At 52.4% G+C, this 26,875-nt stretch carries 18 protein-coding genes and 2 pseudogenes; 14 read left to right on the forward strand and 6 right to left on the reverse strand.

Annotation, left to right across the window (positions count from 1 at the left end):
- The first annotated feature begins 1,223 nt into the window (after positions 1 to 1,223).
- The 12 genes from MY052_RS21775 (at position 1,224) to MY052_RS21830 (ending at position 18,076) form a co-directional block, all read left to right on the forward strand.
- Entirely contained in the window at positions 1,224 to 1,961 is a 738-nt protein-coding gene (locus MY052_RS21775) for a coiled-coil domain-containing protein (protein ID WP_040232073.1), read from the forward strand.
- A 79-nt stretch (positions 1,962 to 2,040) separates the two neighbouring features.
- A complete protein-coding gene (locus MY052_RS21780) occupies positions 2,041 to 2,523 on the forward strand; it encodes a hypothetical protein (protein ID WP_023288353.1) in 483 nt (160 codons plus the stop codon).
- An 81-nt stretch (positions 2,524 to 2,604) separates the two neighbouring features.
- Positions 2,605 to 3,717 (forward strand): tellurite resistance domain protein, encoded by a 1,113-nt coding sequence (locus MY052_RS21785; protein WP_073970863.1) that lies wholly within the window; start codon positions 2,605 to 2,607, stop codon positions 3,715 to 3,717.
- Between the two features lie 49 nt (positions 3,718 to 3,766).
- The gene (locus tag MY052_RS21790) at positions 3,767 to 5,212 is read left to right on the forward strand and encodes an SrfA family protein (RefSeq protein ID WP_047358976.1); all 1,446 of its coding nucleotides are present in this window, start codon (positions 3,767 to 3,769) and stop codon (positions 5,210 to 5,212) included.
- Between the two features lie 17 nt (positions 5,213 to 5,229).
- On the forward strand, positions 5,230 to 8,298 hold the full coding sequence (locus MY052_RS21795) for a virulence factor SrfB (protein ID WP_040232067.1): 3,069 nt from the start codon (positions 5,230 to 5,232) through the stop codon (positions 8,296 to 8,298).
- Positions 8,298 to 11,012, forward strand: a complete 2,715-nt coding sequence (locus MY052_RS21800) for a putative virulence factor (protein WP_047358975.1) — start codon at positions 8,298 to 8,300, stop codon at positions 11,010 to 11,012. Before MY052_RS21795 ends, MY052_RS21800 begins: the two co-directional genes overlap by 1 nt.
- Positions 11,006 to 12,025: a hypothetical protein gene (locus MY052_RS21805; RefSeq protein ID WP_040232063.1), complete on the forward strand. Its 1,020-nt coding sequence runs from the start codon at positions 11,006 to 11,008 to the stop codon at positions 12,023 to 12,025. Before MY052_RS21800 ends, MY052_RS21805 begins: the two co-directional genes overlap by 7 nt.
- On the forward strand, positions 12,022 to 13,989 hold the full coding sequence (locus tag MY052_RS21810; protein ID WP_040232062.1) for a vWA domain-containing protein: 1,968 nt from the start codon (positions 12,022 to 12,024) through the stop codon (positions 13,987 to 13,989). The genes MY052_RS21805 and MY052_RS21810 overlap by 4 nt, the downstream gene beginning before the upstream one ends.
- Entirely contained in the window at positions 13,989 to 14,714 is a 726-nt protein-coding gene (locus MY052_RS21815) for an ABC transporter ATP-binding protein (protein ID WP_047358974.1), read from the forward strand. Before MY052_RS21810 ends, MY052_RS21815 begins: the two co-directional genes overlap by 1 nt.
- Complete coding sequence (locus tag MY052_RS21820; RefSeq protein WP_040232058.1) at positions 14,704 to 15,918, forward strand: ABC transporter permease; 1,215 nt, start codon at positions 14,704 to 14,706, stop codon at positions 15,916 to 15,918. Before MY052_RS21815 ends, MY052_RS21820 begins: the two co-directional genes overlap by 11 nt.
- A gap of 50 nt (positions 15,919 to 15,968) precedes the next feature.
- Positions 15,969 to 17,537, forward strand: coding sequence for a formylglycine-generating enzyme family protein (locus MY052_RS21825; RefSeq protein WP_047358973.1), 1,569 nt, complete (start codon positions 15,969 to 15,971; stop codon positions 17,535 to 17,537).
- Between the two features lie 35 nt (positions 17,538 to 17,572).
- Positions 17,573 to 18,076: a hypothetical protein gene (locus MY052_RS21830; RefSeq protein WP_040232055.1), complete on the forward strand. Its 504-nt coding sequence runs from the start codon at positions 17,573 to 17,575 to the stop codon at positions 18,074 to 18,076.
- 59 nt (positions 18,077 to 18,135) lie between these two features.
- Here MY052_RS21830 and MY052_RS21835 read toward each other — a convergent pair whose 3' ends face one another.
- Positions 18,136 to 18,591: an IrmA family protein gene (locus tag MY052_RS21835; RefSeq protein WP_047363966.1), complete on the reverse strand. Its 456-nt coding sequence runs from the start codon at positions 18,589 to 18,591 to the stop codon at positions 18,136 to 18,138.
- A gap of 533 nt (positions 18,592 to 19,124) precedes the next feature.
- Between MY052_RS21835 and MY052_RS21840 the strand changes: the two are divergent.
- Positions 19,125 to 19,373 (forward strand): annotated as a pseudogene (locus MY052_RS21840) (transposase); the annotation flags it as partial.
- Between the two features lie 9 nt (positions 19,374 to 19,382).
- Here MY052_RS21840 and MY052_RS21845 read toward each other — a convergent pair.
- Entirely contained in the window at positions 19,383 to 20,534 is a 1,152-nt protein-coding gene (locus tag MY052_RS21845; protein ID WP_040063370.1) for an IS30 family transposase, read from the reverse strand.
- Positions 20,535 to 20,598: 64 nt separating this feature from the next.
- Between MY052_RS21845 and MY052_RS21850 the strand changes: the two are divergent.
- Positions 20,599 to 21,203, forward strand: a pseudogene (locus MY052_RS21850) (IS3 family transposase); the annotation flags it as partial.
- A 165-nt stretch (positions 21,204 to 21,368) separates the two neighbouring features.
- Here MY052_RS21850 and MY052_RS21855 read toward each other — a convergent pair.
- The 4 genes from MY052_RS21855 to MY052_RS21870 form a co-directional block, all read right to left on the reverse strand.
- On the reverse strand, positions 21,369 to 22,373 hold the full coding sequence (locus MY052_RS21855; protein ID WP_003029591.1) for a LacI family DNA-binding transcriptional regulator: 1,005 nt from the start codon (positions 22,371 to 22,373) through the stop codon (positions 21,369 to 21,371).
- A gap of 29 nt (positions 22,374 to 22,402) precedes the next feature.
- Positions 22,403 to 23,803 (reverse strand): sucrose-6-phosphate hydrolase, encoded by a 1,401-nt coding sequence (locus tag MY052_RS21860; protein ID WP_040232051.1) that lies wholly within the window; start codon positions 23,801 to 23,803, stop codon positions 22,403 to 22,405.
- Complete coding sequence (locus MY052_RS21865; RefSeq protein ID WP_181502094.1) at positions 23,803 to 25,173, reverse strand: sucrose-specific PTS transporter subunit IIBC; 1,371 nt, start codon at positions 25,171 to 25,173, stop codon at positions 23,803 to 23,805. Before MY052_RS21865 ends, MY052_RS21860 begins: the two co-directional genes overlap by 1 nt.
- A 137-nt stretch (positions 25,174 to 25,310) precedes the next feature.
- Positions 25,311 to 26,828, reverse strand: coding sequence for a carbohydrate porin (locus MY052_RS21870; protein ID WP_248537859.1), 1,518 nt, complete (start codon positions 26,826 to 26,828; stop codon positions 25,311 to 25,313).
- Positions 26,829 to 26,875: the final 47 nt, after the last annotated feature.

Here is a 26,875-nt window from a genome sequence, read left to right on the forward strand (position 1 = left end):
TAAACAGAAATTCATTTTGCCCTGTCGGTCATCTCGCAACTGCTTTCCCCATCGCGTCATGGTAGAAAGAACCACCCCCATAGCACTGTCCGCAGTTGCAATGGTGTAGTTCTACTCAAGGACCATTTGTGCGGATTCGTATTTAAATTCAGCACTGAAATTTCTTTTTTTTCATTGGGATGCCTGTATTGTTCTGAGATGAGCGTATCACCTTTGTTCAGGTGGTAAAATTCTGTAAACCACTACAGTTATCGCTGAAGCTAATCCTGAGTAAAACGGTGGATCAATATTAGAATGTAGGTGGAGATGTAAGTGGATCACTTTTCACCCGTAGTTGACATCCTAACCCTGTACTAAAAAGTCTTCCAATTTAATCGTGCGCGGAATCGATTCATAAAATGATTTTAACAAACATTGATGGATGAACAAAACCACATTGTATATTCCGTTAGAAAAAATTCACTACACCCTTTTTTAGATTCATAGATACTTGCATCAGATCACGGACATATAATCAAGAAGGTGATAGTAAATGAAAATTTCATGCATATTAAATTAAAAACCCCCCTATCTCCCAAAAGTATATTTCAAGGTTTCCATTAACATTCCCGCCTGCCACTTTACGTACACTCATCCTTCCACGCATACACAAAACACTGCAACTAATAAACAACTACATTAAGGTATCAAATACAGATTACATCGGCGAAAACAAGAACTGTAACCCTACCTACATCACAAGCAAAGACGGCAGCATACTTGTGATTTATCGGCATTTCTGGCATGATCTTTAGTGTGTTTAATACAGATTAATCAGTTGAATCAACATCCTAATTGTACACACTGGAAAAATGTCAGACGTTGAGATACATTCACGGAATGTATGTTTTATGTGGAGATATCCTCCCATGTTTCATGGTAAGGCCTACGAATTCGAAAATGTCGATTATTTTTAAAAAAGATGTGTTTCAGCAGCAAGGCCAACATAAAGTGATACGAAAACACAAAATTGCATAAGCTGTCAGTGCGGGATACCTACGAACACATAATAACGCATTGCAATTAATTTATTGCTTATTATTTAAATACTCTTTGAATAGCTCTTTTGACATCTTATAACTAATACAATAATCAGTAATGTCGGACAAAATCATTACTAATTCTAAATTTTTAGTTGATACAGCTTGCTTGTCGTTACTTAATTATTTTTAAGGAAAAAGATTGTGAATACATTTAACCGAACTACCACATGCATCGTGATTTCCGCAGCATTGTTACTTGGAGGCTGTGCCAATACAGGAAGCTCTCTCCTGTCTGGGACAAAGCCGGATCCTCGCCTTACCACCACAGAACAATCACAGTTCTTTAGCGCTTCTGGTGCACAAGGTTGTGGCGTAGGCGCCGTATCCGGCGCAGCTCTCGGCGCGTTAGTAGGGGCGTTAGCAGGTGACTCGAAGAAAGCGCTTGCCGGCGCTGCAATTGGTGGCGCAGCTGGCTGTGCTGCAGGTATGACCGCTAACTACTATCTTGATGGCCTGAAAAAAGATTATGCCTCTACAGCCGATCGTCTGCAGGCTATGGATAATGACATCAGCAAAGATACCGCAGCGGTTGAAAAATCGACGCTGGCGATGAAACAAGTTATTAGCGAAAACCAGGCCACCTTAACCAAAATCAGCATCCAAAAAGATAAAGCTGGATTTGATAAAGTCGGTGCGAAAACCCAGCTGGCGCAAATTGATGCCAACATCAGCAAGATGAAAGAGACCATGAAAGGCATGAAGGATAAAGAATCTGCCTATAAGGTCGCTTTACAAGGTCAAACGACCACCACAAGTGCAGAGAAAAGCAAGCTGGCAAATTTGAACAAAGAATATGCCAATCTCAATAGCAAGATTGCTGCTCTGGAACAAGAAACCAACGAGCTGTATGAACAGCGCCAGGCGATCTCCCTTGGTTAACCCTTTCGGCCGATAGCATTATCGGCCGGTTTAAGACTGCTTAAAGCAGCGTTATTCGACGCTAATGATGGATTATTTGATGAGAAAATACGCACTTCTTGCCGCCCTTGTCCTTACGGGTTGTACTACGTCCCCCCAGGACTGTGATTTACACGCACAAGATCCAAGCTTTATTACCAAACTGAGCTGCGCCACGTCGGGTGGTTATCGTCAGCAGGTTGATCAAAAAGAACAGCAGGTTCGTCTGAGCCAATATCAAAATGAATCGGCCAGGCAACAGCAGGATTATACCCAAAACAGACAGCAGACCTTAAATCAAAAGCTGGCAGATGAACAAGCAAGGCTAAATGCCGTGCGTTCGGATCTGTCGCAGACTCTCGCAAAACTGAAATCAAGCAAGATTCAAAGCCGCGAACGCCAGCAGGAAATTGCCAAATTGCAGGAGCTGCAGCGCCAGTCACAAACGGCAACGAGCGCCAGCGAAATTTCAGCGATTGAGAAAAAGGTCGCCGAAGCCAAGCACAAAATTAAAGTTCTCGAAGAAGCAAATACGCTCCGCTAAAAGCGCAGAAAACGTTCCGGCTGTCTGAGATGCGATGATACACATCTCATGCATATCACCCACAACAATAATGATTTGCTTATGCAACGATTAACAACTGCCGCGCCGATTGATGAAGCAACGCTGACAACCTATGAAGAGACGGTCGGTATCATACATCGTCATCTTCCTCCTTCACTGGCGCTGCTGTATGCCACCGCGCGTCGCAATGCTGAAGGACGCCTGGAGTGGTGGACAGCACGTCAGGGGCTGGCTAAACCTTTTTCCGCACTGAATGACGCCGAACGGCTGACTGTTGAGAATAAACGTCAGCAATATCAGGACATTCTGGCGGGGTTAATCAGCCAGCTGGCCGCGCGCGGCGAAGATAAGTCAGCACATGCGTTGCAAACGCTGCTCACCCAATCACACCACCTCGACGGCTATAGCGTCGGCGGCGAACCGGTGTTGGTCAATTGGGCCACAGCCAGCACAGCGGCCCCCCTCCATACAGTAGTGGTTATCCCCTGGTGGCGCGGTTTTCTTCCTTGGCTGGCATTATTGCTACTGCTGCTCCTGCTCGTCGGTGTCTGGTGGTGGTTTACACATCGCCCGGCCGTGAAGCTCCCCGTTGTTACACCAACCCATACCGAATTAACTGACACCAATCCCAGCGTGAAACTTGAGAAACGTCAGGATTTTGGCCGGATAAAAATCAATCTGCAGTGGAAGCAGGGGGACCACAAAGAGCCTGTCGATCTCGATATTGCCGCCTTTGTGCGCTTAAAAAACGGTGAAATCAGCGGCGCTGAGGCGCTGAGTCATTTGCCCGGCAACTATGACCAGCCACCGTATCTGCTGCTGCAGGAAGATCTGCGTGAAGGCAATGACGTGGATGGCGAATGGCTTTTCGTCAACGGCAGCCACTGGCAGGACATTGATGAGGTGTTGATTTATAGCTTCATTTACGCTGGCACCGATAACTGGCAAGGGACAAACGCCTCCGTCACCCTCTATGTCCCCGAACAGCAGCCGATTACATCCATGCTCACGGATAGCGACCAGCGTAATAATGTCGCCGCCATCGCCAGGCTCAAAAATGTCGATGGCAATATTCAGGTTGAACGCCTTGACCGTTTCTTCCCCGACCGCGAGTCGATGGATAAGCACTATGGCTGGGGTTTCAAATGGACGCCCGGCGCGACCAAAAATTAGCCTGTACCACTGTGGCTTTAGTCAAATTACAGCCTTTAAGGGTTAGATAATGCGAAATTCGATTCAGGGACCACTACTTCGTACCGGAAATAACTCTTCATTCAAGGCGCTGGGTGAAACGGGCTATCCTGTTTTCAAGATGGCCTTCCAGCTACGCGAAGCCATCTATCGTCTTGATGCAGGGCGCGATCTGGCCCGTCATCTGGCTATCCCGCAAAACGATCAGGGCGGTGACAGAACCGACTGGTACAGCAGTTTTCCCGGCGATGTTATCCCGTGGAGCGGCGCAAGCGAAGCGGAGCGAGAATCGGCGCGCCAGCAATTTAATGCGTTTCAAATGGCAGTGCAGTCACTAAGCGAACAGCTGCTCAACGCGGAGCAAAGCGGAACCGGCGGCGATCGTCGGGTCTTTGCCCAGTTGCTTAAATCTGTGACCCATTTCCCCGATTATGAGTTTGTCTATCTCGTTAATGGAACGCTGGTGATCACCTTTTGGGGGTTTGTCCACCCGGAAGGGGAACAACGTCACCCGATGCATTGGCTGAGTTCATCGTCCGTTCCCGCCGCCGCCCTCGCGGCCGTTCCGCCTCAGGCCAGCGCCACGGAAAAAACCGTCGAACCCGCTCCCGCGCCCTTTGTTGATATTCGAACGCGCCGCTGGCGCTGGCGTTGGTTGCTATGGCTACTTTTGGCGTTACTGCTGCTGGCGCTGCTGTTAGGGCTGCTCCGCGGCTGCGCTCCTTCTCTTTCCCTGCCGGGCCTCCCTGGTCTTTCTGCGGATAAAACCACGGTCACCGCTGAACCTGTGGCTACGCACCCGGCCGCCAGCACCCATGACGTGGCGATCAGGGGGTCAGAAACCGCCGTTGGCGCTCGCGCCGTACCCGGCATTGTGGAAGGGTCAACCGCGGACGCGCATCCTGCGCTGGATTCAACGGTGCCCGCGATGCCTGCCGACACATCTGACAGAGCGGTAGACGGCGATGCGCCGCCGCCGGCTAACGCAAATGAAGCCAGCGTAGAACCGCCACTGCCGCCCGGCGTACAGGATACCCACGACGAGCAGACGCCTCCGGGCGTGACTCCGGTAACCGCCCCGCCGCTCGTTGCGCCGCAGGGCGAACCGTTAACCCTCCCGGCCACGCTGCCGGACGGCCCGGCGAAGTTTCTTAACGGCGAATGGCGCGTGAATGGCGGTATTCAGGACAAGCACACCGGACGCCCGCTCCAGCTGCAATATAATTTTGACCAGGGCAACGGCACCGTCAGCGTCCGCCAGTCCAGCGGCGTAACGTGCCGTGGCCCAGCCAACGGTAACGTGCAGCAGGGGGCGCTCAACATTACCAACCCTGAGCAAATGACCTGCAGCGATGGCTCAAACTTTATTGTGCCGACCATCGAGTGCAAATCACCTTCCGCGGGTCATGCCGATTGTATTGGCAGCAACGATGGGGAAAAAACCTTCCCGATTCGTATGCTTCAACCTAATTCCTGAACAGGGACGAGATAACTATGTTGCCCGAGATTGTATCTTTTGATCGTCAAGTAACCCTGGTAGGCGACTCCGGGATCCAGTTTATGGATTTTGGTTTGTCTCCAGGACGTTTGCCCGCCGGTGAATTTGTTAAATTAGCCAATGGCGTATTGACCCGTTTAATCTACAACGAACAGCGTGATTACTATTTTTATCAGCCCAGCCCGGCAAATATCGAGAAGGCTAAAAGCCAGTACGATATTCCCGTTGAGCAGAGTCTTAAGCTGTTTGACGGGACATGGTTGCCGCTTCCCCTACTCCGTTTTAGCCCGCCTGACGTCTATCAGGAAGGGCCGCTAAACTGGGCGCGTTTTCGTATCGTCAAGCTGGACAAGCCTGATATGGATGGGCATAGCCATCGAATGACGTTGGCTATCGATACTCGCGTAATGGCCAAACAGCAGGCCGCCGCCGACCTCAGCCCGAACCAGGAAGATGTCAATGCCGGGGCAACCTTTGCGGTGGCGACAGCCACCTATGCCCTTAACTGGTATCTCACGCAAGAGTGGATTGTCGACTGGCTGAAAGAGGTATTTAAAGAGGCGAGCAAAGGCCGGGATATCGACGAACGCGAGCAGGAGCTTAACCAGCAGTATCCGCTGGCGCACTACCTTAACCTTCTTTCACTGATGGCGATTCCCGTCGAAGGTTTGCAAAGTCAGACCGCCCCCATCATTGAATTGCCGCATTTCAGGGTCATCGCCAATCGGGAAACTAACGCTATCAAGCCTATTCCCGTTGATTTGATCCTCGATGTCGGTAACTCACGCACCTGCGGTATTCTCATTGAAGATCATGGGCAATCAGGTTCAGGTATGCAGCACAACTATGTGCTCAAATTGCGCGATCTTAGCGCGCCGGAACATGTTTATACCGAACCCTTTGAAAGCCGGGTCGAATTTTCACAGGCCTTCTTCGGCAAAGATCACTGCTCGGTGCGTAGCGGCCGCCACGATGCCTTCCAGTGGCCGACGATCGCTCGTATCGGCGGAGAAGCGGGTCGTTTAGCGGCGCGCCGAAAAGGCAGCGAAGGTTCAACCGGCCTCTCCAGCCCTAAACGTTATCTTTGGGATGAAAAATATTACGGTCAGGGCTGGCGATTTAACGGTAGCTACGTGCAGGACAGTAATCCACTCGCCACCGCTGCGCCGTTCGCGAATCTGATCGATGAACGGGGCGAGGCGTTACACACCATCGAAGATGAGATGGATCGCATCCCGGTCTTTACGCCACGCTATTCTCGCAGTTCTCTGATGACCTTTATGCTCGCGGAAGTATTAACCCAGGCGATTAGTCAGATTAATAGCCCGGAACAGCGCATACGTCAGGGACACGCAGGTATTCCGCGTCAGCTACGCCATATTATTCTGACCGTGCCGCCCGGTATGCCGATGGCTGAACGTTGCGTACTGGATGACCGTATGCGTCAGGCGGTCGGTTTAGTCTGGAAAGCGCTACGCTGGCACAACGGCGAAAACGATCCTTATGAGGATGAGCAAGAAGATCATAGTCAGACAAACATTAAAATTCCGCTGCCAAAAATCAGGGTCGAGTGGGATGAAGCGTCCTGCGCGCAGTTGGTTTATCTCTACACCGAGATAAACCAAAACTTTGCCGGTCACCCGGAGTCGTTTTTCGACGCCCTTAGCCGACCCGACAGCACGCAACGTGAAAGAATATCCATCGCATCTATCGATATCGGCGGCGGCACCACCGATCTGGTCATCACCGATTATCATCTCGATCGCAATGGTCATAGTGGGGGCGGCGCTAACGTCCATATCATCCCGCAGCAGCGTTTTCGCGACAGTTTTAAAATTGCCGGCGACGATATTCTGCTAGATGTCATCCAGTCCTATGTGCTTCCAGCCTTTGAGCAGGCGCTGCGTGAAACGGGGGTCATATCCGTTGAGACGCTGATGTCTCAACTGTGCGGCTCGCAAAATATTAGCGCGGCGGAATCCGTGCTGCGCCAGCAGCTCACCCTGCAACTCTTCGTTCCCCTCGCGTTGCACATTCTGGGTAAATACGAGCAATTCGATCCGCTGGACGAGCAAACGCATATCGTGATTAACCAACGTGTCGGCGATCTACTGCCGGTAGGTTCTCTGCGTGATGAAGTCGAGGGCTTTGTTCGCCGCGAAGTACAAAAAGCTGGTGGCCCGACCGATTTCAAACTGGCTGAGGTAATGCTCACTCTGCCGCTCGCCAGAGTGCATAACGATTTGTGCTCGGGTAAGTTCAACATTGATAAAGTGCTAACCGCGCTGTGCGAAGTGCTGAGCTATTATCATTGCGACCTGCTACTGCTGACGGGCCGCCCTTCGCAGCTGCCGGGCATTCAGGCAATTATCCGTCGCAACCTGCCATTGCCGCCGGGGCGTATTTTACCGCTGCACGGTTATCAGACCGGCACCTGGTATCCGTTCCATAAAAATGGCCATATCGACGATCCGAAGAGCACCGCCTCCGTTGGCGCGATGCTCACACAGCTGTGCGCAAATCACAGCATTCCTAACTTCCATTTCCGTACCTCGGCGCTGAAGCCTTACTCAACGATTCGCCATATTGGCACCATTGATATGGATAACCTGATTCGCAGTGCCGATATCGTTTATCGCCATATCGAATCGGAGAACGGGCAGATAAAACTGCCGACATTCACCGACGAAAATGGCGAGAACACCACGCAAAGTATCATCATGCGTGGCGATTTGCGGCTGGGTTATCGTCAACTGGATGCCGAACGTTGGGCCGCCGCACCGCTTTATACCTTACGTTTTAGCGAAGAAGGCCGTAAGAAGTTTTCCGCCGCCTTCTCCGTGGATAACGGTTCACCGTACCTGAAAGTGAGACTGGCTATCGACAAAGGCAAACGGGCGCGCCAACTGGGCTTAATCAGCGATCGGCTGATGATTGCGGATATCACCAGCAACACCGATAAGTCATTCAGCAAGCGTGATGTAGATCTGGAACTCAATACTATGCCCGATACGGGGCTCATTGATAGCCGACACTGGCTCGATAGCGGGAGTGTTAAAAAATAATGAATAGCGATCAAAAATCTCTCACTCAGGGTTGGGCAGCTATCGCTCAGGGCTGTCAGGACGCACTTGGCTGGGTTGATGCAGTGCGTTCCGGTTCACGTCGCCTCGACAACGAGGCGGATAAACTCAACCTTAGCTTGCTCCGCACGCGTAACCAGGCCAATAGCCTGACGTTGGTCGCCAGAACGCCAATGACCGTCGGTTTTTTTGGCATTTCTCAGGCCGGGAAATCCTATCTCATCTCCGCGCTGGCAGCGGGCAGCAATGGTTCACTGGAAGCCCTTTATGGCGAACGGCGCGTCGACTTTATCAAAGAAGTGAATCCCGTCGGCGGCGGTAAAGAGGCCACCGGCCTGGTCACCCGCTTCACCCGCCAGGCCCCCGCTGCGCCTGCGGGCTATCCTGTGCCTCTGCGCCTGTTCAGTGAAATCGATCTGGCCAAAATTCTTGCAAACGCCTGGTTTAATGATTTCAACCACGAGCAGCTGAGCTTTCAACTTGATGAAGCCAGGGTTGAAGAGCGACTGCGCCCCTTCCTACAACTCGCCACACAAGCAAAAAGCTATAACGGCGTGAGCCAGGAAGATGTGGTTGCCTTATGGGATTACCTGAACGCCTCGTTCAGAAAATCGGTTGAAAAACTTGAACACGCCTATTGGCCGCAGGTGTTGAAAATTGCCCCTGCGCTGAGTCCTGGTGAACGCGCAGAGCTATTTTCTTTATTGTGGGGAGAACTGCCGGCCCTCACCGAGACCTATCGTTCATTAGCCAATGTGCTGACCAAACTCAATCATGCCCGGACGGTGTTCGCCCCGCTGGAGACGCTGATCGATCACAGTAATGGCAGCATTATGAACGTCGACAGCCTTAACCGGCTAGGCTCCAGCCAGGATCGCCACGTGGAGATCCGCTACTGGAAAGAGGAACAGCAAATCGGCAGCGCCAGCTTAACCCAGGCGGAACTGGCAGCGTTAACCACCGAGCTTATCTTCCCGTTAGCGGAAGTCGAGGCCGACAGCGTCGTGGAGCAGGTCGATCTGCTTGACTTCCCTGGGTATCGCGGGCGTCTTAAAATTACCGCACTGGAAGAGGCCGGTAGAGAGGGGCTTAATCCCATTTGCCAGCTTCTGCTGCGCGGTAAAGTCGCCTATCTGTTTGAACGTTACACCGATAATCAAGAGATGAACGCGCTGGTCGTGTGCGCCAGCTCCGCCAAACAGAGCGATGTTGCTGACGTCGGTCCGGTATTAAACCGCTGGGTAGAAAAAACGCAGGGTAAAAGCGCCGAAGAACGTCAGGGCCGTAACCCTGGGCTGTTCTGGGCCATCACCATGTGCGATATGCGCATCAACAGCAGTCTGCAACTCACCACCGAACAGTTAAAAGAAGGCTGGGAAGGTATGCTGCACATGACCTTGCTGGAGCGTTTCGCCCAATATGATTGGCTGCAGCAATGGGCGCCCGGCCAGGCGTTTAATAACTGTTTCCTGGTGCGAAAACCGGGGCTGGATAATCCGTTCATCGACCTAAAAGACGGTACAGAACAGGAGCGAAACAAGGAAGCGTGCATCACCGAGCGCTATCGCCAGAAGCTCGACGAAATGGGCAGCACCTTCATTAGCGCTAAAAACGTGCTGCAACACGTCACCGAGCCGAGCAAAGCCTGGCACGCGATGCTCGAGCTCAACGATGGCGGCATGGGACGCTTAACCAAAGCGCTGCGCGGCGTCGCGCATCTGGAATTCAAGCTGGCACGTTTGCAGCAACAACTTGAGCAGTGTCGCGAGGAGACCGGCAATCGCCGCCTGGGCCGCTGGTACGAAAAAGACGGCGACGGGCAGCTCGTGAAAAAACAGGCCATCGCGAAAGAGCTATGGCAGGGGCTGTCCGCCTGCTCCCACAGTATGGGAGAGCTAATTAATCGTCTGGATCTGCCGACGCAGGAGCTTAATAACATCTATTTAAGCATTCGCGACCGCAACCCGGAACCGTCAAGCGATGGCGACAGCCTGGCGGCAAACGCGTTTACCGCCAGCCCATTTGGCAACAACCCCTTCGGTGATAACCCGTTTGGCAGCGATCCATTCGCCGCCGCACCGGCTGAAATCGCCGTGGTTGACGCGCCAGCGTCAACTGCCCAGGAAAGAGTCGGCCAGGACGATGATTTCGCCCATCAGGCGTTTAAAGCCTGGGTCGCGCATCTGCGTGAACTGCCGCAGCAAGCGCCGCAGTGGCATCAGTTGGGGATGAACAGCGAACTGATTAATCATCTCAGCGAAGAATTGATCACCGCAGCCACGCGCCTCGATCTGGAAGGCACGCTGAAACGCGCGCTGGCGGGTCAGGAGCAAGCGGGTACGCGGCGTGAACATCTTATGGCACGCCAGGTTCTGCGAGCCCAACTGACTATGCGTGATTTTATCGCCTGGTTTGGTTATCTCACTCTACCGCCTGAAAAGGTGCCCAACAGCTACGTTGGCGATAAAAATAAAGTCTTCCTGCGCCAGAAACCGCTGATGAACGACGAGCTGCCGCAGCTCGCCGCCGTTGCGCCGCAGCCGGGTGTCTCTTATCTGGGAGACTGGCTATCCGCCCTGATGAGCGTCGTACTTGATAACGCTGGTCATAGCGCCACGCGCGATATTTCCGTCGAACATAATCGCCAACTTGGTCAGATTATCAGCCAATTAAAACAAGAGAACATGCCATGCTAGCTAAAATCATCGCCTGCCAACCGGCAGAGCCGGGTACCGCACAATTGATGGTTCGCCTGCGCGGCGAAACTGCGGTGCTGCCCGATCTGACCTTTACGCTTTGTAATAACGAGCAGAACTATCTGCAGCCCGATGGCAGCTGGAGCCCTGCACAGCACTGGTTTACTGTCAACGGCGGTTACTCCCTGGCCAACGGCAGCGGCTTTCGTATCGGCCCTACTCTACTTGACCCTTTGCTGGCAAACGCAAGCCAGGTCCAGATTCAGATCAAGCTGGCTTCAGGAGAAGTGCGCAATACCACCCTCCAATTGGTGCGTGATGAGTTGCTCTCTTCTGAAGCCAGGGGCGCGACGGGTAATTACAGCAGCAGCAGTATGCTGGCAACCCCAGAAACCGACTCCGCACCAGTGGCCATCGTAGAAGCGCCCGTCGCAGAATCTGAAACCATTGCGCCGACCATTCATGCCGAGCCGCAGCCGCAACAAAAACCTGCGGCTTCCCGCCTCCCGCTCATCATCGCCGCCATCCTGCTTTTAGTGGTGATTGCTGGCGCGCTTTGGTGGTTCATGGGCCGGGACAAAGGTCAGGAGGTGGTCCCGGCGGTACAAGCTCAGCAAGCCCCCGCCGCCGCCGCCCCTGAAGCGACGAACACCGAGCCTAAAGCCCCGGCTGGCTGTTCCGCACAGAGTTTAGACACGCTGAGCGAGCTTGAATTCGTGCAGACGTGCGTTCAGGAAAAACTCGATAGCGATAAACTGCTGGCCATTATCCAGTCAGCGAAAGAGGCGAAGAAATGCGGCGTCGCCCAGCGCCTGTACGCAAATCGCGCGCAGGGCGGCGATACCAAAATCGCCCTGATTTACGCCGGTGAGTATGATCCGAAATACCATCAGGCAAGCGAATGTTTCAAAGAGGCGGATAAAGATACCGCGGCCTATTGGTACGAAACGGTACTACAATCAGAACCCGAGAACCAAACGGCTAAGCAGCACCTTGAGGAGCTAGCAAAATGACCCGGACTTTTTTTTGCCGTCTGGCGCTGCCATTATGCGGCCTGTTGTTCAGCGGGCACCTCTTTGCCGCCGAGGGCGATAAACCGCTGCTTCAGGAAGGGAAGAAAACGCTATACCAGCGCATCCTGACGACGCCAGGCTGTAAGCTTAGCGACAACGCCGGGGATGAAAATGGGCAGCTTCAGCCTGCCTTTAGCAGCCTTTATGTTTATCAAAAGGAAGAGGCTAAGGGGCAAAGCTGGCTTAAAGTCGGGCCGGATAGCTATGGCAAAACCCTTGGCTGGTTGCCGAAATCCTGTACCGTAGACTGGAAAATGCAGCTGACGCTGGCGTTTACCAACCCGGCCAACCGCGATCGGTTACTCTTTTTCAAAGAGAAAGAAAGTCTGGATAACATTCTTTCTGCCCCCGATCCTGTCTCTCTGGTGGCGCCGCTGCGCGCCAAATTGAAGCGTGACGGCCACGCTGAAGGTATTCAGGCCCAGGAGCCGGAATATTTTGTCGATCTGCAAAAGCAATTTTATCTGCTGCCAATCCTGAGCGGCGAAGAGGTCATGACCGAAGATGGCTTCTATACGCGCCTGCTCAACGTGGCCTCCGTCAGCAAGGCGGATGATAACGCAGCGGCAAAACAAGATAACGACGTAAACCAGTTGAAAGGCTTTAACGCTTCGGTGGTGTTCGTTATCGATTCAACCATTTCAATGGGGCCGTATATTGAGCGCACTAAAGAGGCGGTCAATAAGATCTACGACAAAATTAAACAAGAGCATCTGGATGGGCAGGTCAAGTTTGGTTTGGTCTCTTATCGTTCAAATACCAAAGCCGTACCGGGACTTGAATATAACACCCGCATTTTCGCCGACCCTAACCAGGTCAAGGACGGCGCGGATTTTCTGCAGAAAGTCGCCGATCTTAAAGAAGCGAAGGTCTCAAGCTCTTTATACGACGAGGATGCCTATTCCGGCGTGTTATCAGCTATTGATGACATTGACTGGAGTCCATTCGGCGCCCGCTATATGGTGCTGATTACCGATGCTGGCGCGATTGAGGGCAGCAATAAACTTTCAGGAACCGGCCTTGATGCCAGCCAGCTCCGTCTGGAAGCCGGTAACCGCGGCATTGCTATTTATACGTTGCACCTGAAAACCGCCAGCGGCAAAGCAAACCATACCAAAGCCGAGGGCCAGTACCGCGATCTCTCCAATTTTGATAGCACGCAATCTAACCTTTATCAGGCGGTGAATGCAGGCGATATCAAAATGTTCGGTCAGCAGGTTGATGCCCTGGCGTCAGCCATTACGGAACAGGTGAAAGCCGCCTATATGGGGGATGCCGCCATTGGCAGCGCGCTGTATGCCAAAGATGAGGGGCAAAAGCTCACGGCGGAGCAGAAATTGCTCCAGGATACGGCGTTAATCGGGCATGCGATGCAGTTAGCCTATTTGGGCAAACGCAACAGCACCCAAGCCCCGTTGGTGTTCCAGGCCTGGATTAGCGATCGCGATCTGATTAAGCAGAACATCCCCACAACAGATGTTCGCGTGCTCTTAACCAAGGGACAGCTGAGCGATTTAAGCGATGCCGTCAGCCAGATTCTGAAAGCCGCTAATGAAGGGATGATCTCGCCCACTAAGATGTTTGAACAACTGCGCACCGTTGCGGCAACAATGGGGACCGATCCTAACCAGTTGAAACAGCAAGACAGCGCGAGCATCGGCGATCTTGGCGTGCTGGGCGAGTATCTGGCCGATCTTCCCTACAAAAGCGATGTGCTGAATCTCGATGAAGAAACGTGGAAAAGCTGGGATGGGCTGTCACAGGAGAAATTTATCCGCACACTGTCATCCAAGCTGCGTCACTATCAAAAATATAATGCAGATGTCGACCGTTGGGTCGAGCTGGCGCAAGGTAGCGATCCGCGCGATCGCGTGTATCCCATCCCACTGGAAATGATGCCCTGATGCTGCACATTGAAGACTTGTGCGTGGTTCGTGGTCAGGATCATCAGGCTCACCGTGTTTACCTGCCGCAGCTTTCGCTGCGGCCAGGCGAGGTGGTGGCGGTAACGGGTGAAAGCGGCTGCGGTAAAAGCACGCTTCTGGAAGCCATTGGTTTAGTGTTGCATCCCAGCAAAATTGGGCGTTTCACGCTCAGCAAAGGGGCACAGCAGCAGGATATTGCCGCGTTGCTTCTGGGCGAGCGACATAATACACTCGCTGCGATTCGGGCACGCGAACTTGGCTTTGTATTACAAAACGGTGGCCTCCTTCCCTACCTGAACGTCAAAGATAATATTCTCTTGCCGTGCCAGCTGCTGGGAGCCCGCCCTGACAGCACCATGCTGGATAGGGTCATCGACACGCTAAAACTGTCGCCACTACTGGCAAAATATCCTACCCAGCTCTCCTTTGGCGAACGGCAGCGCACCGCTTTTGCGCGCGCGATATTACATCGCCCGGCGCTGGTACTGGCAGATGAACCGACGGCGGCGCTCGATCCCTACAATGCCCAGAAATTATTTAGCCTGTTTATCGAACTAGTCCGTCAGGAAGACATGATGGCGCTGGTCGTTTGCCATGACTGGCCTCTGGTCAAACACTTCAATTTACCCTGTTTAGCTGCGCAGCCAGAATCGCTGACGGCGTCATCACAGAGCGAACGGGGAGGTACTTACTTTGTCCTTTAATCGTGCAAGACTGCTCGGTCGCCTTGCAATGCAAGACCTGTGGCACGATCGCATCATCTCTTTTTGCATCGTCTCCTCTCTTGTTGCGGTCATCGCCCCTTTACTGCTCCTTTTTGGCCTGCGCTTTGGCATTGTGAACCAGTTACAAAACGATCTGGCCAACGATCCCCGCAATCTGGAGATCCGCATGTTGAGCAGCGGAAGCTACGATCAGCACTGGATCACGCAGCTACGGCAGCGGCCTGATGTCGGCTTCGCCATCGGGCAAACGCGCTCGCTCAATACGCTGACTGACTTGCAGACGGACAGCACACATTTTATTGAAAATGCGGAAGTCATTCCGACAGAGGCTGGCGATCCTTTGCTCGGCACGCAGGTGCTCCATCATGACCATGAAGTTGTTATTACTCAGGAAGCGGCACGCAAGCTGGCGGTGAAAACCGGTGATACGCTCACGCTACGCGTGAGTCGTATGCTCGATGAACGCCGCGAATGGGGACGTAAGCGCGTGACCGTGGTGGGGATTTTGCCAGCCACCTATTTTAATCGCCCCGCTATCTTTACCCGCCCCGCGTTATTAATGGCTCTTGAACATTTTCGCGATGGCTATGCGGTAACAGCGTTAGGGGTCGCCAGCGGCGCTCAGCTTAACGGTAACGCGCCGCGCTACGCCCGCGCAAGGTTGTACGCACGCGATATTGACCATGTCGCCAGCCTTGAACGCGATTTGCGCGCCCAACGCATCGAAACTACCAGTCGGCTGGCGGATATTGAGAATGTAAAAAGCATTAACCGTGTGTTGGGCATCATCTTTAACACGATCGCCATCACCGCGCTCATTGGCTGTATCGCCTCGTTAATCGGCTCGTTTATCGCCAATGTCGATCGTAAACGTAAGCATATTGCTGTACTTCGTCTGCTGGGCTTCACGCGACCAGCCGTAGGCGTTTACGTCATTAGTCAGGGCACTTTGCTCAGCCTGATGGCCTATATAGGCGGTTTTGGCATCTATTTTTTAGCCAGCCAGATATTTAACCGGGCGCTGTCCACAAGCCAGGCCACCGGTCAGATGATTTGCAAGATAACGCCCTTACACGGCCTTATCGCCCTCTTACTGACGCTGGTTGTGGCGACGCTGGTTGCCGGTATCGGTGCCTGGCGCGCGATCCATATTGAACCTGCGCAGAGCCTGCGCGAGGCATAACCCTTATTTTTTTAATTTGCCCTAAGCATCTATTTTAGCGGAGATCGTTCATGGCCTTTACTCCTTCCACATTATCGCGCTGCCTGGCGCTAGCCCTGCTGGTGAAGATCTCCCCCGCGCTGGCAGAACCGTGGGCAGAGAAAACCTATAATCCGAAGCCGGATAGCGATGACGTGATTTTGCCTATGCCCTGCGAAGGTTCGATGGTATTTCGTCGGGTAGAAATTCCAGTAGCCGGTCCTCTGGATGATATTCCCATCACCTTAGGGGAAGATGGCAGTGAATGGGGCTTTGTGGAACACAGTTATCCCACGTTTATCGCCGGTAGCTTTACTGAAACGCCCCAAAATAAAGGCCGTTATTATTTAATGGCGAAATATGAGCTGACGGCATTGCAATATCAGGCATTAACTTCCGATACTTGCCCGACACCATCGCGTAAACTTAGCCTCCCTCAAACCAGCATCAGTTGGTTTGAGGCCGTTAATTTCTCCGATAAATATAACCAGTGGTTACGCGCAAACGCGCTCGACAAGCTGCCGAAAGAAGATAACAAGCCAGGTTTTTTACGACTGCCCACCGAAGTAGAGTGGGAGTTTGCCGCGCGCGGCGGTCTGAAAGTGGATACCGCACAGTTTCGTGATTCCCGTTATCCGATGGACGACATCAAAAATTATGAGTGGTATTCCGGTTCGCAGTCCTCAAACGGGAAACTTCAGCTCATCGGTCTGTTAAATCCTAACCCGCTCGGCCTGTACGATATGTTAGGCAACGTCTCTGAGATGATGTTTACCCCCTTCTACCTCAATAAAATTAATCGATTGCATGGCCAGGCTGGCGGTTTTGTGGTGCGTGGCGGCAGCGTGATGTCCAGTGAGTCGGATATCCGCAGCGCTAGCCGTAAAGAAATTAACTATTACGATAATGCCCAGCCTTTTACCAGTAAAACAATGGGCCTGCGGTTGGTGCTGGTTTCCCAGGCAATTACCTCAACGGACCGGGTCAAACTTCTTGAGAAAAACTGGTCGACTCTCGGTGATGATAAAACGGGCGCAGAGAGCAGCAAATCCGGGTCCAATGATACGGCGAAAGCGTTAGGTAGCCTGGCTTCTGGCGTTGAAGACGGCGAGCTGAAGAAAAAGCTGAAAGATCTGGAAAACCAACTTCGTGCCAGCAACCAGCAGCAGCAAGAAGAAAGAGCACAGTCTATCCGCGCCAGCCTGAATCTGGGCTCTTTTCTCTGTACCAAATTACAGGACGATGGTCGTTTCCTTGACTTCCTCAATCACAATTATGAGCTGCTGTGCAAAGATAAAGACAGCAGCGATGCCAACTGTGCCATCCGCAAAAATAAGCTGGCGGAACAAACCGATCGTCTACAGCAGCTAACGAGCTACTACGCCAGCAGTCTGGTGGATTCCGGCACCCTGTATGGGCAAGCAGGGCTAAAAGGCGAAGTGAACGTGTTCAATCAGATGCTGACGCTGAATAAACGTCTTTCCGGTCTTAAGCCGTTCCTCGCTGCTCATTGGCAGAATCAGCAAAAATACCTAGCGAACGGCAAAATTGATACAGCTGGCTGGCTGGATACCTGCAAACAAGTAAAGAACGGCCACTAATCTTAAACATGTCAGTTTATAAAGGAGTAAGGAACGTGAAATTAACTCTACGAATTGCAGCGTTGACCATTGTCTGTATGTCACTCAGCCAGACAGCTTTAGCTGCGTCTTACAGTGCGGAGGATCAGGAACAATTAACGCTGGAATGCCTGCTCACCAATAATAAATACGCCAGCGCCTTTATTGCGCAGGATAGCGCGGGATATGCCCTGGGAACCCAGTCTGCTCCGACTGCTGAGCTGAATCTTGTCACTAATCAACCGGGGGTTAACGCCTACTATAATTCTCAGATGATCGCCGGTGGCTCGCTTTACTGGATACGTGTCGTCAAAGGCCCCTATGAATATATTGTTTACGATAAAGAGCAGCACGGCGATATGTCAGGTGTGGTTGTCACAAAAAAAGGGAAAAGAATCTTCCACAAAGATTGCAAGGAACCTATCAAGGTGGGTACACAAAACGATGGCAGCATCTTTAGCCGAGTTGCGCAAGAAGATACAGAAGGCGATCGTATTATCGATTTAATCAACAAAGCATAAACGCTTATTTCGTCGTAATGGGGATGTATATCTATCATCCCCATAGAAGGCAGCTAAAGCTATCCGCTTTTTTGTACGCTCATTTTTAATGGTTGATAATATTGCGGATCAAACATCGACAGTGGCAGAGCATGGACTGAACCATCCGAAGACGTTTCCTCAACGTGGGTAATCACGATGTTGGCTGTATTTTCAACCGCATCACAGCTGAATTCAGTTGCCGAAAGGGTTGAGCGAGTTGCACTGCTATCGCCAAACGGCTGAACATCAAGAGTTCCTTTTTCCAGAACGGCTCCCGATTTATCAGTTAATTGTAAGCTGACTGTCAGGTTATTGAATGTCCCATCACCGCCGTTACCCAGCCGGAATACCAAAGAACACACGCCCTGCACCCAACTGCTATCCGTATTACGAATACTAATATACCGATGGTCATTCTCCGCACTCACTGCGGGGCCAACCATGCCGCCACAAAGTACGGCCAGCAATAAGCTGCATAATGTTTTCTTAATCATAATCTTCTACGCCCTCATTCCTCACGCCGCCTCACAAAATTCTGTTCTCTTCCCCGATACGTATGTCGGTTTTAGCCTATTTCAGTGCCAACTCAATCTGTTCTATTGCTTTCTAAGCATATTGTAATGAGCTATATGGTTAAAAAATAGTAATACACTAAACAAACTAGCACTTCAATTTAAAAGCGTTACTCACGAAAAAAAATTAGAGCGATAATTAGTTCGTTAAAAATAATAACATTACAAAATTAGTAATATCTATTCTTTCTTGTTGCTTGTAGAAAAAACAGCCTAATCAATAGACCCTATGCAAAATTCATTGAGATGGACCATTTTAGTATATGAACGGTTTTGCTAACGTCATTAATCGTTATTATATAAAACGTTGTTTTGTTTTCCTACGTATACCTAATGCGGAATATAAGGAAATAGCATTCTATAAAGATATTGGTGAAGAATAATTAATGAGTTGAATCGCCACGGGTTTAACAGACACCTCAGAGTCATTTAAGATGGCTTAAAGAGAGGTGCCCATGAGCGGTAAGCGTTATCCCGAAGAGTTTAAAACTGAAGCAGTCAAACAGGTTGTCGATCGCGGTTATTCTGTTGCCAGCGTTGCAACACGTCTCGATATCACCACTCACAGCCTTTACGCCTGGATAAAGAAGTACGGTCCGGATTCTTCCGCTAATAAAGAACAGTCAGTTGCTCAGACCGAGATCCGCCGTCTCCAGAAAGAGCTGAAGCGGGTTACCGACGAACGGGACATATTAAAAAAAGCCGTTGTAGATTCAATCTGTCAACGCAACACTCCTTTCAATTATCTCTTTCGGTGTTTTGAACTTCAGTGTCTTTCTTGGCCTGTTGTTTAGCTGAGTTGCGACTTTATCCAGCTCATGTTGAGTATATTGGGCAAGGCAGGTTTTTTTGGGAAAGTACTGTCGGATTAATCCATTAGTGTTTTCGTTTGTTCCTCGCTGCCAGGGACTCTGAGGATCGCAGAAGTAAACTTTAACGCCCGTGCTACCAGTAAATTCCAGATGCCTAGCCAGCTCCATTCCTCTGTCCCATGTCAGTGATTGCCGGAGTTCAGGTGGCAAGCTCAGGAATTTTTCTGTAAGAGCCTGATTCACTGAGAAAGCGTCTTTTCCTCTGAGTTTCAGGATGATCGTATAACGTGATTTTCGGTCTACAAGTGTGGCGATATGCGAGTTTTTTGTACCTGACACCAAATCGCCTTCCCAGTGCCCCAGAGAGCGTCTGTTATCGATATGCCGCGAACGTTCGTGGATTGGCGTTCCGTTTACTATGTTGATGGTGCCTCTTTCACCTTTACGAGTATGGCGTCTGCCATGACGTAGGCTGTGCGATCGGCGCAGATGCTGTACATTCAGGTGGTGTAGCGCTTCACGACTACGAAAATACAGCGTTTTATAAATTGTCTCTGGCGATATTCTCAGTGTTTTTTGACGCGGCTTCGTTCGTCTTAACCATCCTGATATTTGCTCTGGCGACCACTTCATCTCCAGCTTTTCCAGAACAAGCTCTCGCAACGGTAAATTCTGATCCAGTAAGCACGGTTTTGGTCTTCTCGCCATCCTGTTGGCCCGGTTATTAGCATCTACAGCTTTGTAATAGCGCCTGCCTCGATTGCGCTGAACTTCACGTGAGATCGTCGAAGGACTACGATTTAGTGCAGTAGCTATCGCACGAATGCTCATTTTGGCTGACAAACCGGCTCGTATTTCTTCGCGCTCAGATAGCGTCAGGTGAGCCACAGCCCGCTTGCGCTCATTGGGTTTTATACCGCCAGTATCCCTTAACATAGTGAAGATGGTTCCTGGTTTCGAACCCAGGATATTAGCTATCTCGCTGAAGCCTGTTCCGTTCTTCCACAGTTCAAAAACAGATGCTTTTTCCTTTGCTGTAAATGTCCGTCTCATCCAAAGATCCTCCGCAACCTCATGTTTTCACATAACTGTTGCGCTGACCAATTGAATCTACAACCGCGCTCTTGATGTCAGACTCCCTGAACAGTTCTCATTAATCAGGAAACTCAGAGCGCAGTATCCTGTGATCACACTTTGCCACGTGTTCGGGGTTCATCGCAGCAGCTACAAATACTGGGGAAAAAGCCCCGAAAAGCCAGACGGCATGCGAGCTGTGTTACGCAGTCAGGTTCTGGAACTGCATAACATCAGCCATGGCTCTGCTGGCGCAAGAAGTATCGCGATTATGGCAACCCTGAAAGGCTTCAGAATGGGACGCTGGCTTGCCGGAAGGCTCATGAAAGAACCGGGTCTGGTGAGTTGTCAGCAGCCTACCCACCGGTATAAACGTGGTGGTCATGAACACACCGCTATCCCGAATCGCCTTGAGCGACAGTTTGCAGTGACAGAACCGAATCAGGTGTGGTGCGGCGATGTGACGTATATCTGGACAGGCAAGCGTTGGGCTTACCTTGCTGTTGTTCTCGATCTGTTCGCAAGGAAACCTGAGGGTTGGGCAATGTCATTCTCACCGGACAGCAAGCTGACATCAAAGCGCTGGAAATTGCGTGGGAAGCTCGCGGTAAACCCGCCGGAGTGATGTTCCACAGTGACAGTAATAATGCCGGTGTCAGTCTTTACCACCACTCAGTTTGCCGTTTAAACCGATTGGTGTGATTACTGATGCAGTGAAGACCTATCCGCATCACATCACTACAAATATTGATTTTTGATTGTTGGATTCGCACCAGATTTCACCTCTGTAGGGTATTCAAAAATGCTCAGTTATTACTGATGCCTAAACTGCAGCGTTGCGGGCAGGTAGCGTTGTAGCGTTTCGGGCGTATCGCCCTCGATCAATTGGCTTATCAGATCATAGCAGTGCCAGGCCAACTGGCGGTTATCCTGCTGTACGGTATCGATACGCAGCGACAGCGAATCATAAAGATAGTGATCGTCAAAGCTCGTCAGATGGATATCTGAGTCGAGTAAATGGTGCTGGCTCATATAGCGCAGTACCCCTTCGAGCAGTCCACAGGCGGCAGTGAACAGCGCCTTAGGCGGCCGCCCAAGTCGCGCGCAGAGTGCGGCGAACATCTCATAGCCTGAGCTCGGGTGGTAGTTACCGTTAATCACCCATTCCGGGCGCAGTGCAATACCCGCCTGAGCCAAACCCTGCGTGAAGCCGGTCAGACGATCGCGTGAAGGCGACAGACGCGACTGACCGCCTAAAAACCAGAACTCATCGCTATGCTTAGGTGCAATGCGGGAAATCAGTTCCGCCGTTGGGGTAATCGAATCAGTCATCACCAGCGGCAGCAGGCTTTCATTAGGACAACGGTCAAACAGCACTACTGGCAGTTGTTGGCTGAGCTTAAGATAGTCGGCATCGTTGTGCATACATGAAGCGACGATCAGACCGTCAACCTGGCGGGAAATCATGTTATTGACCACCACGCTCTCCTGACCGGGGTTTTCATCAGTACAAGAGATCAATAGCTGGACGCCTGCTTCGCGGCACAGCATTTCCAGCTCATGTGAAAAGACCGCAAAGCCGTGGTTGGTGATCTCCGGCACCACCAGTCCGATGGTGTGGCTGCGGTTGTCGCGCAGCGAGCGGGCGTGAATGCTTGGCTGATAGTGCTGCTCACGGGCAATCGCCAGTACTCGCTCACGCGTTTCCTGCGCCACACGCAGCTCCTTACCACGACCGTTCAGTACTAGGCTGGCGGTCGCTTTTGAGACGCCAGCCTGTTCGGCGATATCTTTAATGGTTACGCGTTTAGTTTTCATTACGACGCCATGAGCTTGAGGCAAAACGCTTATTCTACCATGCAAGTTCGCAGCGGCCAGTAGCAGAATGCGTCCGGTGTGATGCCGGAGAACATTAGCTGCCCTGAACAGGCCGGGAAGTAGCGGCAGCTCATCACTCCTTCGCCGCCGTTGATGAAAATCTCCACGCTAGACTGGTCGATGAAAATATGCAGCGAGCGGACGTCTCCGCGCCAGTAACGATAATGCTTCTCGTCGCTGGCCAGACTGGGTCGGGCCAGGCGGATCCCGCTGGCATCGCGTTCAAGGGTTAATGCGCCGTCAAAATCGAGGCTCAAAATATCGTCCCCAGTGGTTTGTAGAACGATTTCCATCGGTGCCAGCGGCAGGGAGTTCCCTGCCCAGCCGTGCGCTTCGCCGCGCAGGGCGCTCAGCTCTCGTAGAGGACGTTGGTATAGCTGACCATCGATAAACTCCAGCTCACGCAGGCAGGTCATCTGATGGATCCAGCCGTTGGTGAGGGTCGGTTGAAGCATCTCTTCGCCCTCCGGCACGCCCATCCAGCCGACCAGCAGACGGCGGCCATCACTGGTAAGCATGGTTTGCGGGGCGTAGAACTCAAACCCTGCGTCCAATTCGTGCAGTTCGCCATGCTCGAAGGCCGCGCGGTGGTAGTCGAAATCGCCGCTCATCCACACTGCCGGGTAGGTGTTGAGATAGCGCTCTTTCTCACGAGGCACGCCCTGCGGGCAGCAAATCAGGACATGCTGGTCGCCGAGGGCAAACAGGTCCGGGCATTCCCACATATAGCCCGCGTCGTCCAGGCCATTGATGCCATAACCGGCGATTTCGCCCTGACTCGTCCACTCATGAAGGTCCGCTGAGCTGAATAACAACACCTTGCCACGCTTTTGCAAATCCTGTGCGCCCAGCACCATGTACCAGCGACCTTCGTGCTGCCAGACTTTCGGGTCACGCACGTGGCCGGTATAGCCCTCCGGCAGCGGTAATACCGGGCCGAGTTTGGTAAACGTGCCGTCGGCATTTTCCGTCGCCAGGCACTGCCACGCGGTTCGGCTGCCGTCGTCAAATTTTACGTTGCCGGTATAGCACAGGGTGAGCGTGCCCTGACTATCCACGGCGCTGCCGGAGTAGCAGCCGTTGCGGTCATACTCTTCATCCGGCATGAGCGCGATCGGCTCATGTTGCCAGTGCAGCAGGTCGGCAGAGCTCCAGTGCCCCCAGCACTTGAACTTATGATCGCAGGCGAGCGGGTTCCACTGATAAAACAGGTGATAACGTCCGGCAAATTCAATAAAGCCGTTGGGATCGTTCATCAGCCCGGTCACCGGCGCATGGTGCCAGCGGGGATAGTGGCTGTCGGTCAGCGCGCGCGGCTGGCCCTGCATAACAGCCTGCAAAATCGCAGGCAGGCGTGATGGATGTGACATTATTCAGCGTCCGTTTTGTATTTCAGTACCAGGGAGACGACAAAGGCGACGCCAAAGGCGATAACCATCCCGATAATGTAGTTCAGCAGCGAGCTGGCCTGCACGATAGCCATGCCAGGGATAGCCGTCAGGCCCACCGCGGTCATGTAAACATGCATGGATACCACCCACGCGCCGCCCACCGCGCCGCCAATCAGGGCTGCGATAAACGGTTTTACAAAGCGTAAGTTAATACCAAAAATCGCCGCTTCGGTGATGCCGAGCATGGCAGAAAACGCCGAGGGCAGGGTAATGGCTTTGATTTTGGCATCTTTCGTTTTGAACCACACCGCCAGACAAGCACCGCCCTGAGCGACGTTGGCCATCGCCCAAATCGGCAGCAGGAAGTTGACGCCGATGGATGGGGTGCCCAGCAGTCCCGCTTCGATGGCGTGGAAGCTGTGGTGAATACCGGTAATGACGATAACCGAATAGAGACCGCCAAACAGCAGTCCGGCCAGCCAACCGGCGTGGGTAATCAGGGTGCTGAGGACAAACGAAATACCGTCGCCAAGCGCGCGACCAGCCGGGCCGATAATCAGCAGGGCGATAAAACCGGAAATGATCACCGTCAGGAACGGCGTCAGGATCAGATCCAGTGCATCGGGGATCACGCGACGTAGCTGTTTCTCAACGATGCTCATAAACCACACCGCCAGCAGCACCGGGAACACCGTGCCCTGATAGCCGATCATGGCAATCTCAAGGCCGAAGAAGTTCATGGTGTGGAAACCGGCGGCCACACCCCAGGCGTTGGTGAGCGCCGGGTGAGTCAGGATGCCGCCAAGCGTCGCGCCAAGATAAGGATTACCACCGAACTCGCGGGCGGCGGTGAAGCCAATCAGAATCGGCAGAATAATAAACGCCGCTGAGCTGCACATATCCAGCATGATGTAGATGGCGTTACCCGGGTCGACCCAGCCGTACGTTTTAACCATCCCCAGAAGGCCCATCAACAGGCCGGAGGCGACGATAGCCGGGATGATCGGCACAAAGATGTTCGACAACAGGCGGGCAATGCGCTGGAAAGGATTCAGTTTTTTCGCCGCAATGTCGGCAGCTTCCGATTTGCTGGATTCGCCAATCCCTGCCGCCTGGATAAAGGCGGCGTAGACTTTGTTCACCACCCCGGTGCCGAAGATAATCTGCATCTGTCCGGCGTTACGGAAACAGCCCTTCACCCCATCAATTTTGCCGATGGCCTGCTGATCGGCCAGTGAGTCATCGACCAGCACCAGGCGCAGGCGTGTGGCACAGTGCGCGGCGCTGGCGATATTTTCCTTGCCTCCCAGAAGCGGAAGTAGCGAGCGGGAAATCTGTTCAAAATCCATAGTACCCTCTGAATGCGTATTGATTTTCGAGTTGTCGTCCCGTGGTAGCCGGGGCGCATTCTCTTCGTTGTTATTGTGTCCGGGGCGACGAAACGTATTTTGTCGCCCCGGCGGTTACTGTCGCCAGGTGTTAACCATCAAAACCAGGTTTCCATCTGCATCCCGAACGACCATTCGCCGCCCGATTTAAAACCACTGCTGCCCAGCGCGTCATCGCTGGCGTAATTATTGAGTTTTTTGCTCCAGTCCATCCACGAGGTGTAAAGACGGATTTCAGGACGGCTGAAGAAATCGCCGATGTCGCCAACCTTAAAGGTCGGGGCGAAGGTGAGCTTGTAGAAGCTGCCGTTTACCGCATGGCGATCGTTATAACCTTCAGGTTTGAGATCCATATACTGGTAACTGCCTTCATAAGCGAGGGAGAAGTTTTGATTGATCTCCTGGATCAGACGCATGTTGAGGGTTGCCCACTGGTAGCTGTCGCCATCGACATAACGGTCTTTACTGGTTTGTGCCAGTATCGCCGGGGCGATAAACCAGTTCTTGCTCAGTGGCGTGGTGCCGTAGCTGGCGAAGCGCCAGGTGTTAGCCCCCGAGCGTAACGCGCCGTCAGAGCCGACACCTTTAACTTCGGCACCCAGTCCGTGACCGTAGAGCAGGGCGGTTTTGCTGGCACCTTCACGCAGGCCGTAAAAACTGTCGTTGTGCAACCCGAGCAGCGCATGTACACCGGTATTTGCCGCATCGCCTTTGACCGGATTACCGTTGGTATCCTGGCGTTCGTCGTTGTCTTTTGCCCGCATCCCGCTGACCATCATCTGCACCGGCCCGATGAAATTGTTCATGCTGACGATGTAGTTCTGCACACTGTTGCTGGTATCAGCAATATCGCCGAAGTTACGCCCGTAAAGAGAGAAGTTGCTGCGAACGCTGTCGTTCCACCTGACATCATAAATACCGCCGCCGGTACCGGCGAGGAACACGACATCCGAGTCGATCCAGTGAATGTCAAAGTTATCCCGGTCAAAGCGTTTCCCGGCCCACAGGGTGGAGCCTTTAAACGGCCCGTCGAAGGTGGGCAAGTTGCCCAGTTCAACAAAGGCCTGACGCACGTTCAAATCACTGGTGCTCGCCGTCCAGTCGTTATAAGTGGTTTGACCGTCGGCGACCATGACTTTGAAGCGGGTCGTTGCCCCGTTATCCAGGGTCTGCTTATGTTCAAGATTCATTTCAACATAGGTATCGGCCTGGTTTCCCAGGCGGCCAATAGCCCCACCGGTTTCCCCTGCTGGCGTCATGTAGGCTCCGGATTTGGTGCTGGCGCCGGAGTCATTCATTATCACGCCGGAGCGGGCGTAGCCGTGGAACTCAAACCCGCTTTTCTCATCGGCTTTTTTCTCCAGTTTGGCGGTACGCTGAGCCACTTCCTGAGTGCTGTCCTGGGTTTTTTGTTGCTGTGTCGTGAGCTGCTGTACTTTCTTCTCTGCCGACTCTGCGCGGGTTTCTGCCGTTTGCGCTCTGTTTTCGGCATCCTGTAAGCGTTTTTCCAGCGCAATTAAACGGGCTTCGATACTGCTGAGATCCGTTTGTGCATGGGCTGAGGCGGCGCCGGTTAGCAAAGCGATAAGAACCGCGAGTGTGCTTTTTCTGAACATATTGATTGCATCCCAAAAGGAAAATAAAACATTGTGTGTTTTTGCTA

Origin of the sequence: Kluyvera ascorbata, from assembly GCF_023195735.1 — a bacterium.
In the GTDB taxonomy this organism is placed as follows: Bacteria; Pseudomonadota; Gammaproteobacteria; order Enterobacterales; family Enterobacteriaceae; genus Kluyvera; species Kluyvera ascorbata.

Excerpts from the sequence above, each read along its gene's own strand:
- MY052_RS21835 (WP_047363966.1), bottom strand. The coding sequence starts at position 18,591 with ATGATTAAGAAAACATTATGCAGCTTATTGCTGGCCGTACTTTGTGGC.
- MY052_RS21795 (WP_040232067.1), top strand. The coding sequence starts at position 5,230 with ATGTTGCCCGAGATTGTATCTTTTGATCGTCAAGTAACCCTGGTAGGC.
- MY052_RS21865 (WP_181502094.1), bottom strand. The coding sequence starts at position 25,173 with ATGGATTTTGAACAGATTTCCCGCTCGCTACTTCCGCTTCTGGGAGGC.
- MY052_RS21845 (WP_040063370.1), bottom strand. The coding sequence starts at position 20,534 with ATGAGACGGACATTTACAGCAAAGGAAAAAGCATCTGTTTTTGAACTG.
- MY052_RS21825 (WP_047358973.1), top strand. The coding sequence starts at position 15,969 with ATGGCCTTTACTCCTTCCACATTATCGCGCTGCCTGGCGCTAGCCCTG.
- MY052_RS21785 (WP_073970863.1), top strand. The coding sequence starts at position 2,605 with ATGCAACGATTAACAACTGCCGCGCCGATTGATGAAGCAACGCTGACA.
- MY052_RS21855 (WP_003029591.1), bottom strand. The coding sequence starts at position 22,373 with ATGAAAACTAAACGCGTAACCATTAAAGATATCGCCGAACAGGCTGGC.
- MY052_RS21815 (WP_047358974.1), top strand. The coding sequence starts at position 13,989 with ATGCTGCACATTGAAGACTTGTGCGTGGTTCGTGGTCAGGATCATCAG.
- MY052_RS21780 (WP_023288353.1), top strand. The coding sequence starts at position 2,041 with ATGAGAAAATACGCACTTCTTGCCGCCCTTGTCCTTACGGGTTGTACT.
- MY052_RS21805 (WP_040232063.1), top strand. The coding sequence starts at position 11,006 with ATGCTAGCTAAAATCATCGCCTGCCAACCGGCAGAGCCGGGTACCGCA.
- MY052_RS21870 (WP_248537859.1), bottom strand. The coding sequence starts at position 26,828 with ATGTTCAGAAAAAGCACACTCGCGGTTCTTATCGCTTTGCTAACCGGC.
- MY052_RS21860 (WP_040232051.1), bottom strand. The coding sequence starts at position 23,803 with ATGTCACATCCATCACGCCTGCCTGCGATTTTGCAGGCTGTTATGCAG.
- MY052_RS21810 (WP_040232062.1), top strand. The coding sequence starts at position 12,022 with ATGACCCGGACTTTTTTTTGCCGTCTGGCGCTGCCATTATGCGGCCTG.
- MY052_RS21800 (WP_047358975.1), top strand. The coding sequence starts at position 8,298 with ATGAATAGCGATCAAAAATCTCTCACTCAGGGTTGGGCAGCTATCGCT.
- MY052_RS21790 (WP_047358976.1), top strand. The coding sequence starts at position 3,767 with ATGCGAAATTCGATTCAGGGACCACTACTTCGTACCGGAAATAACTCT.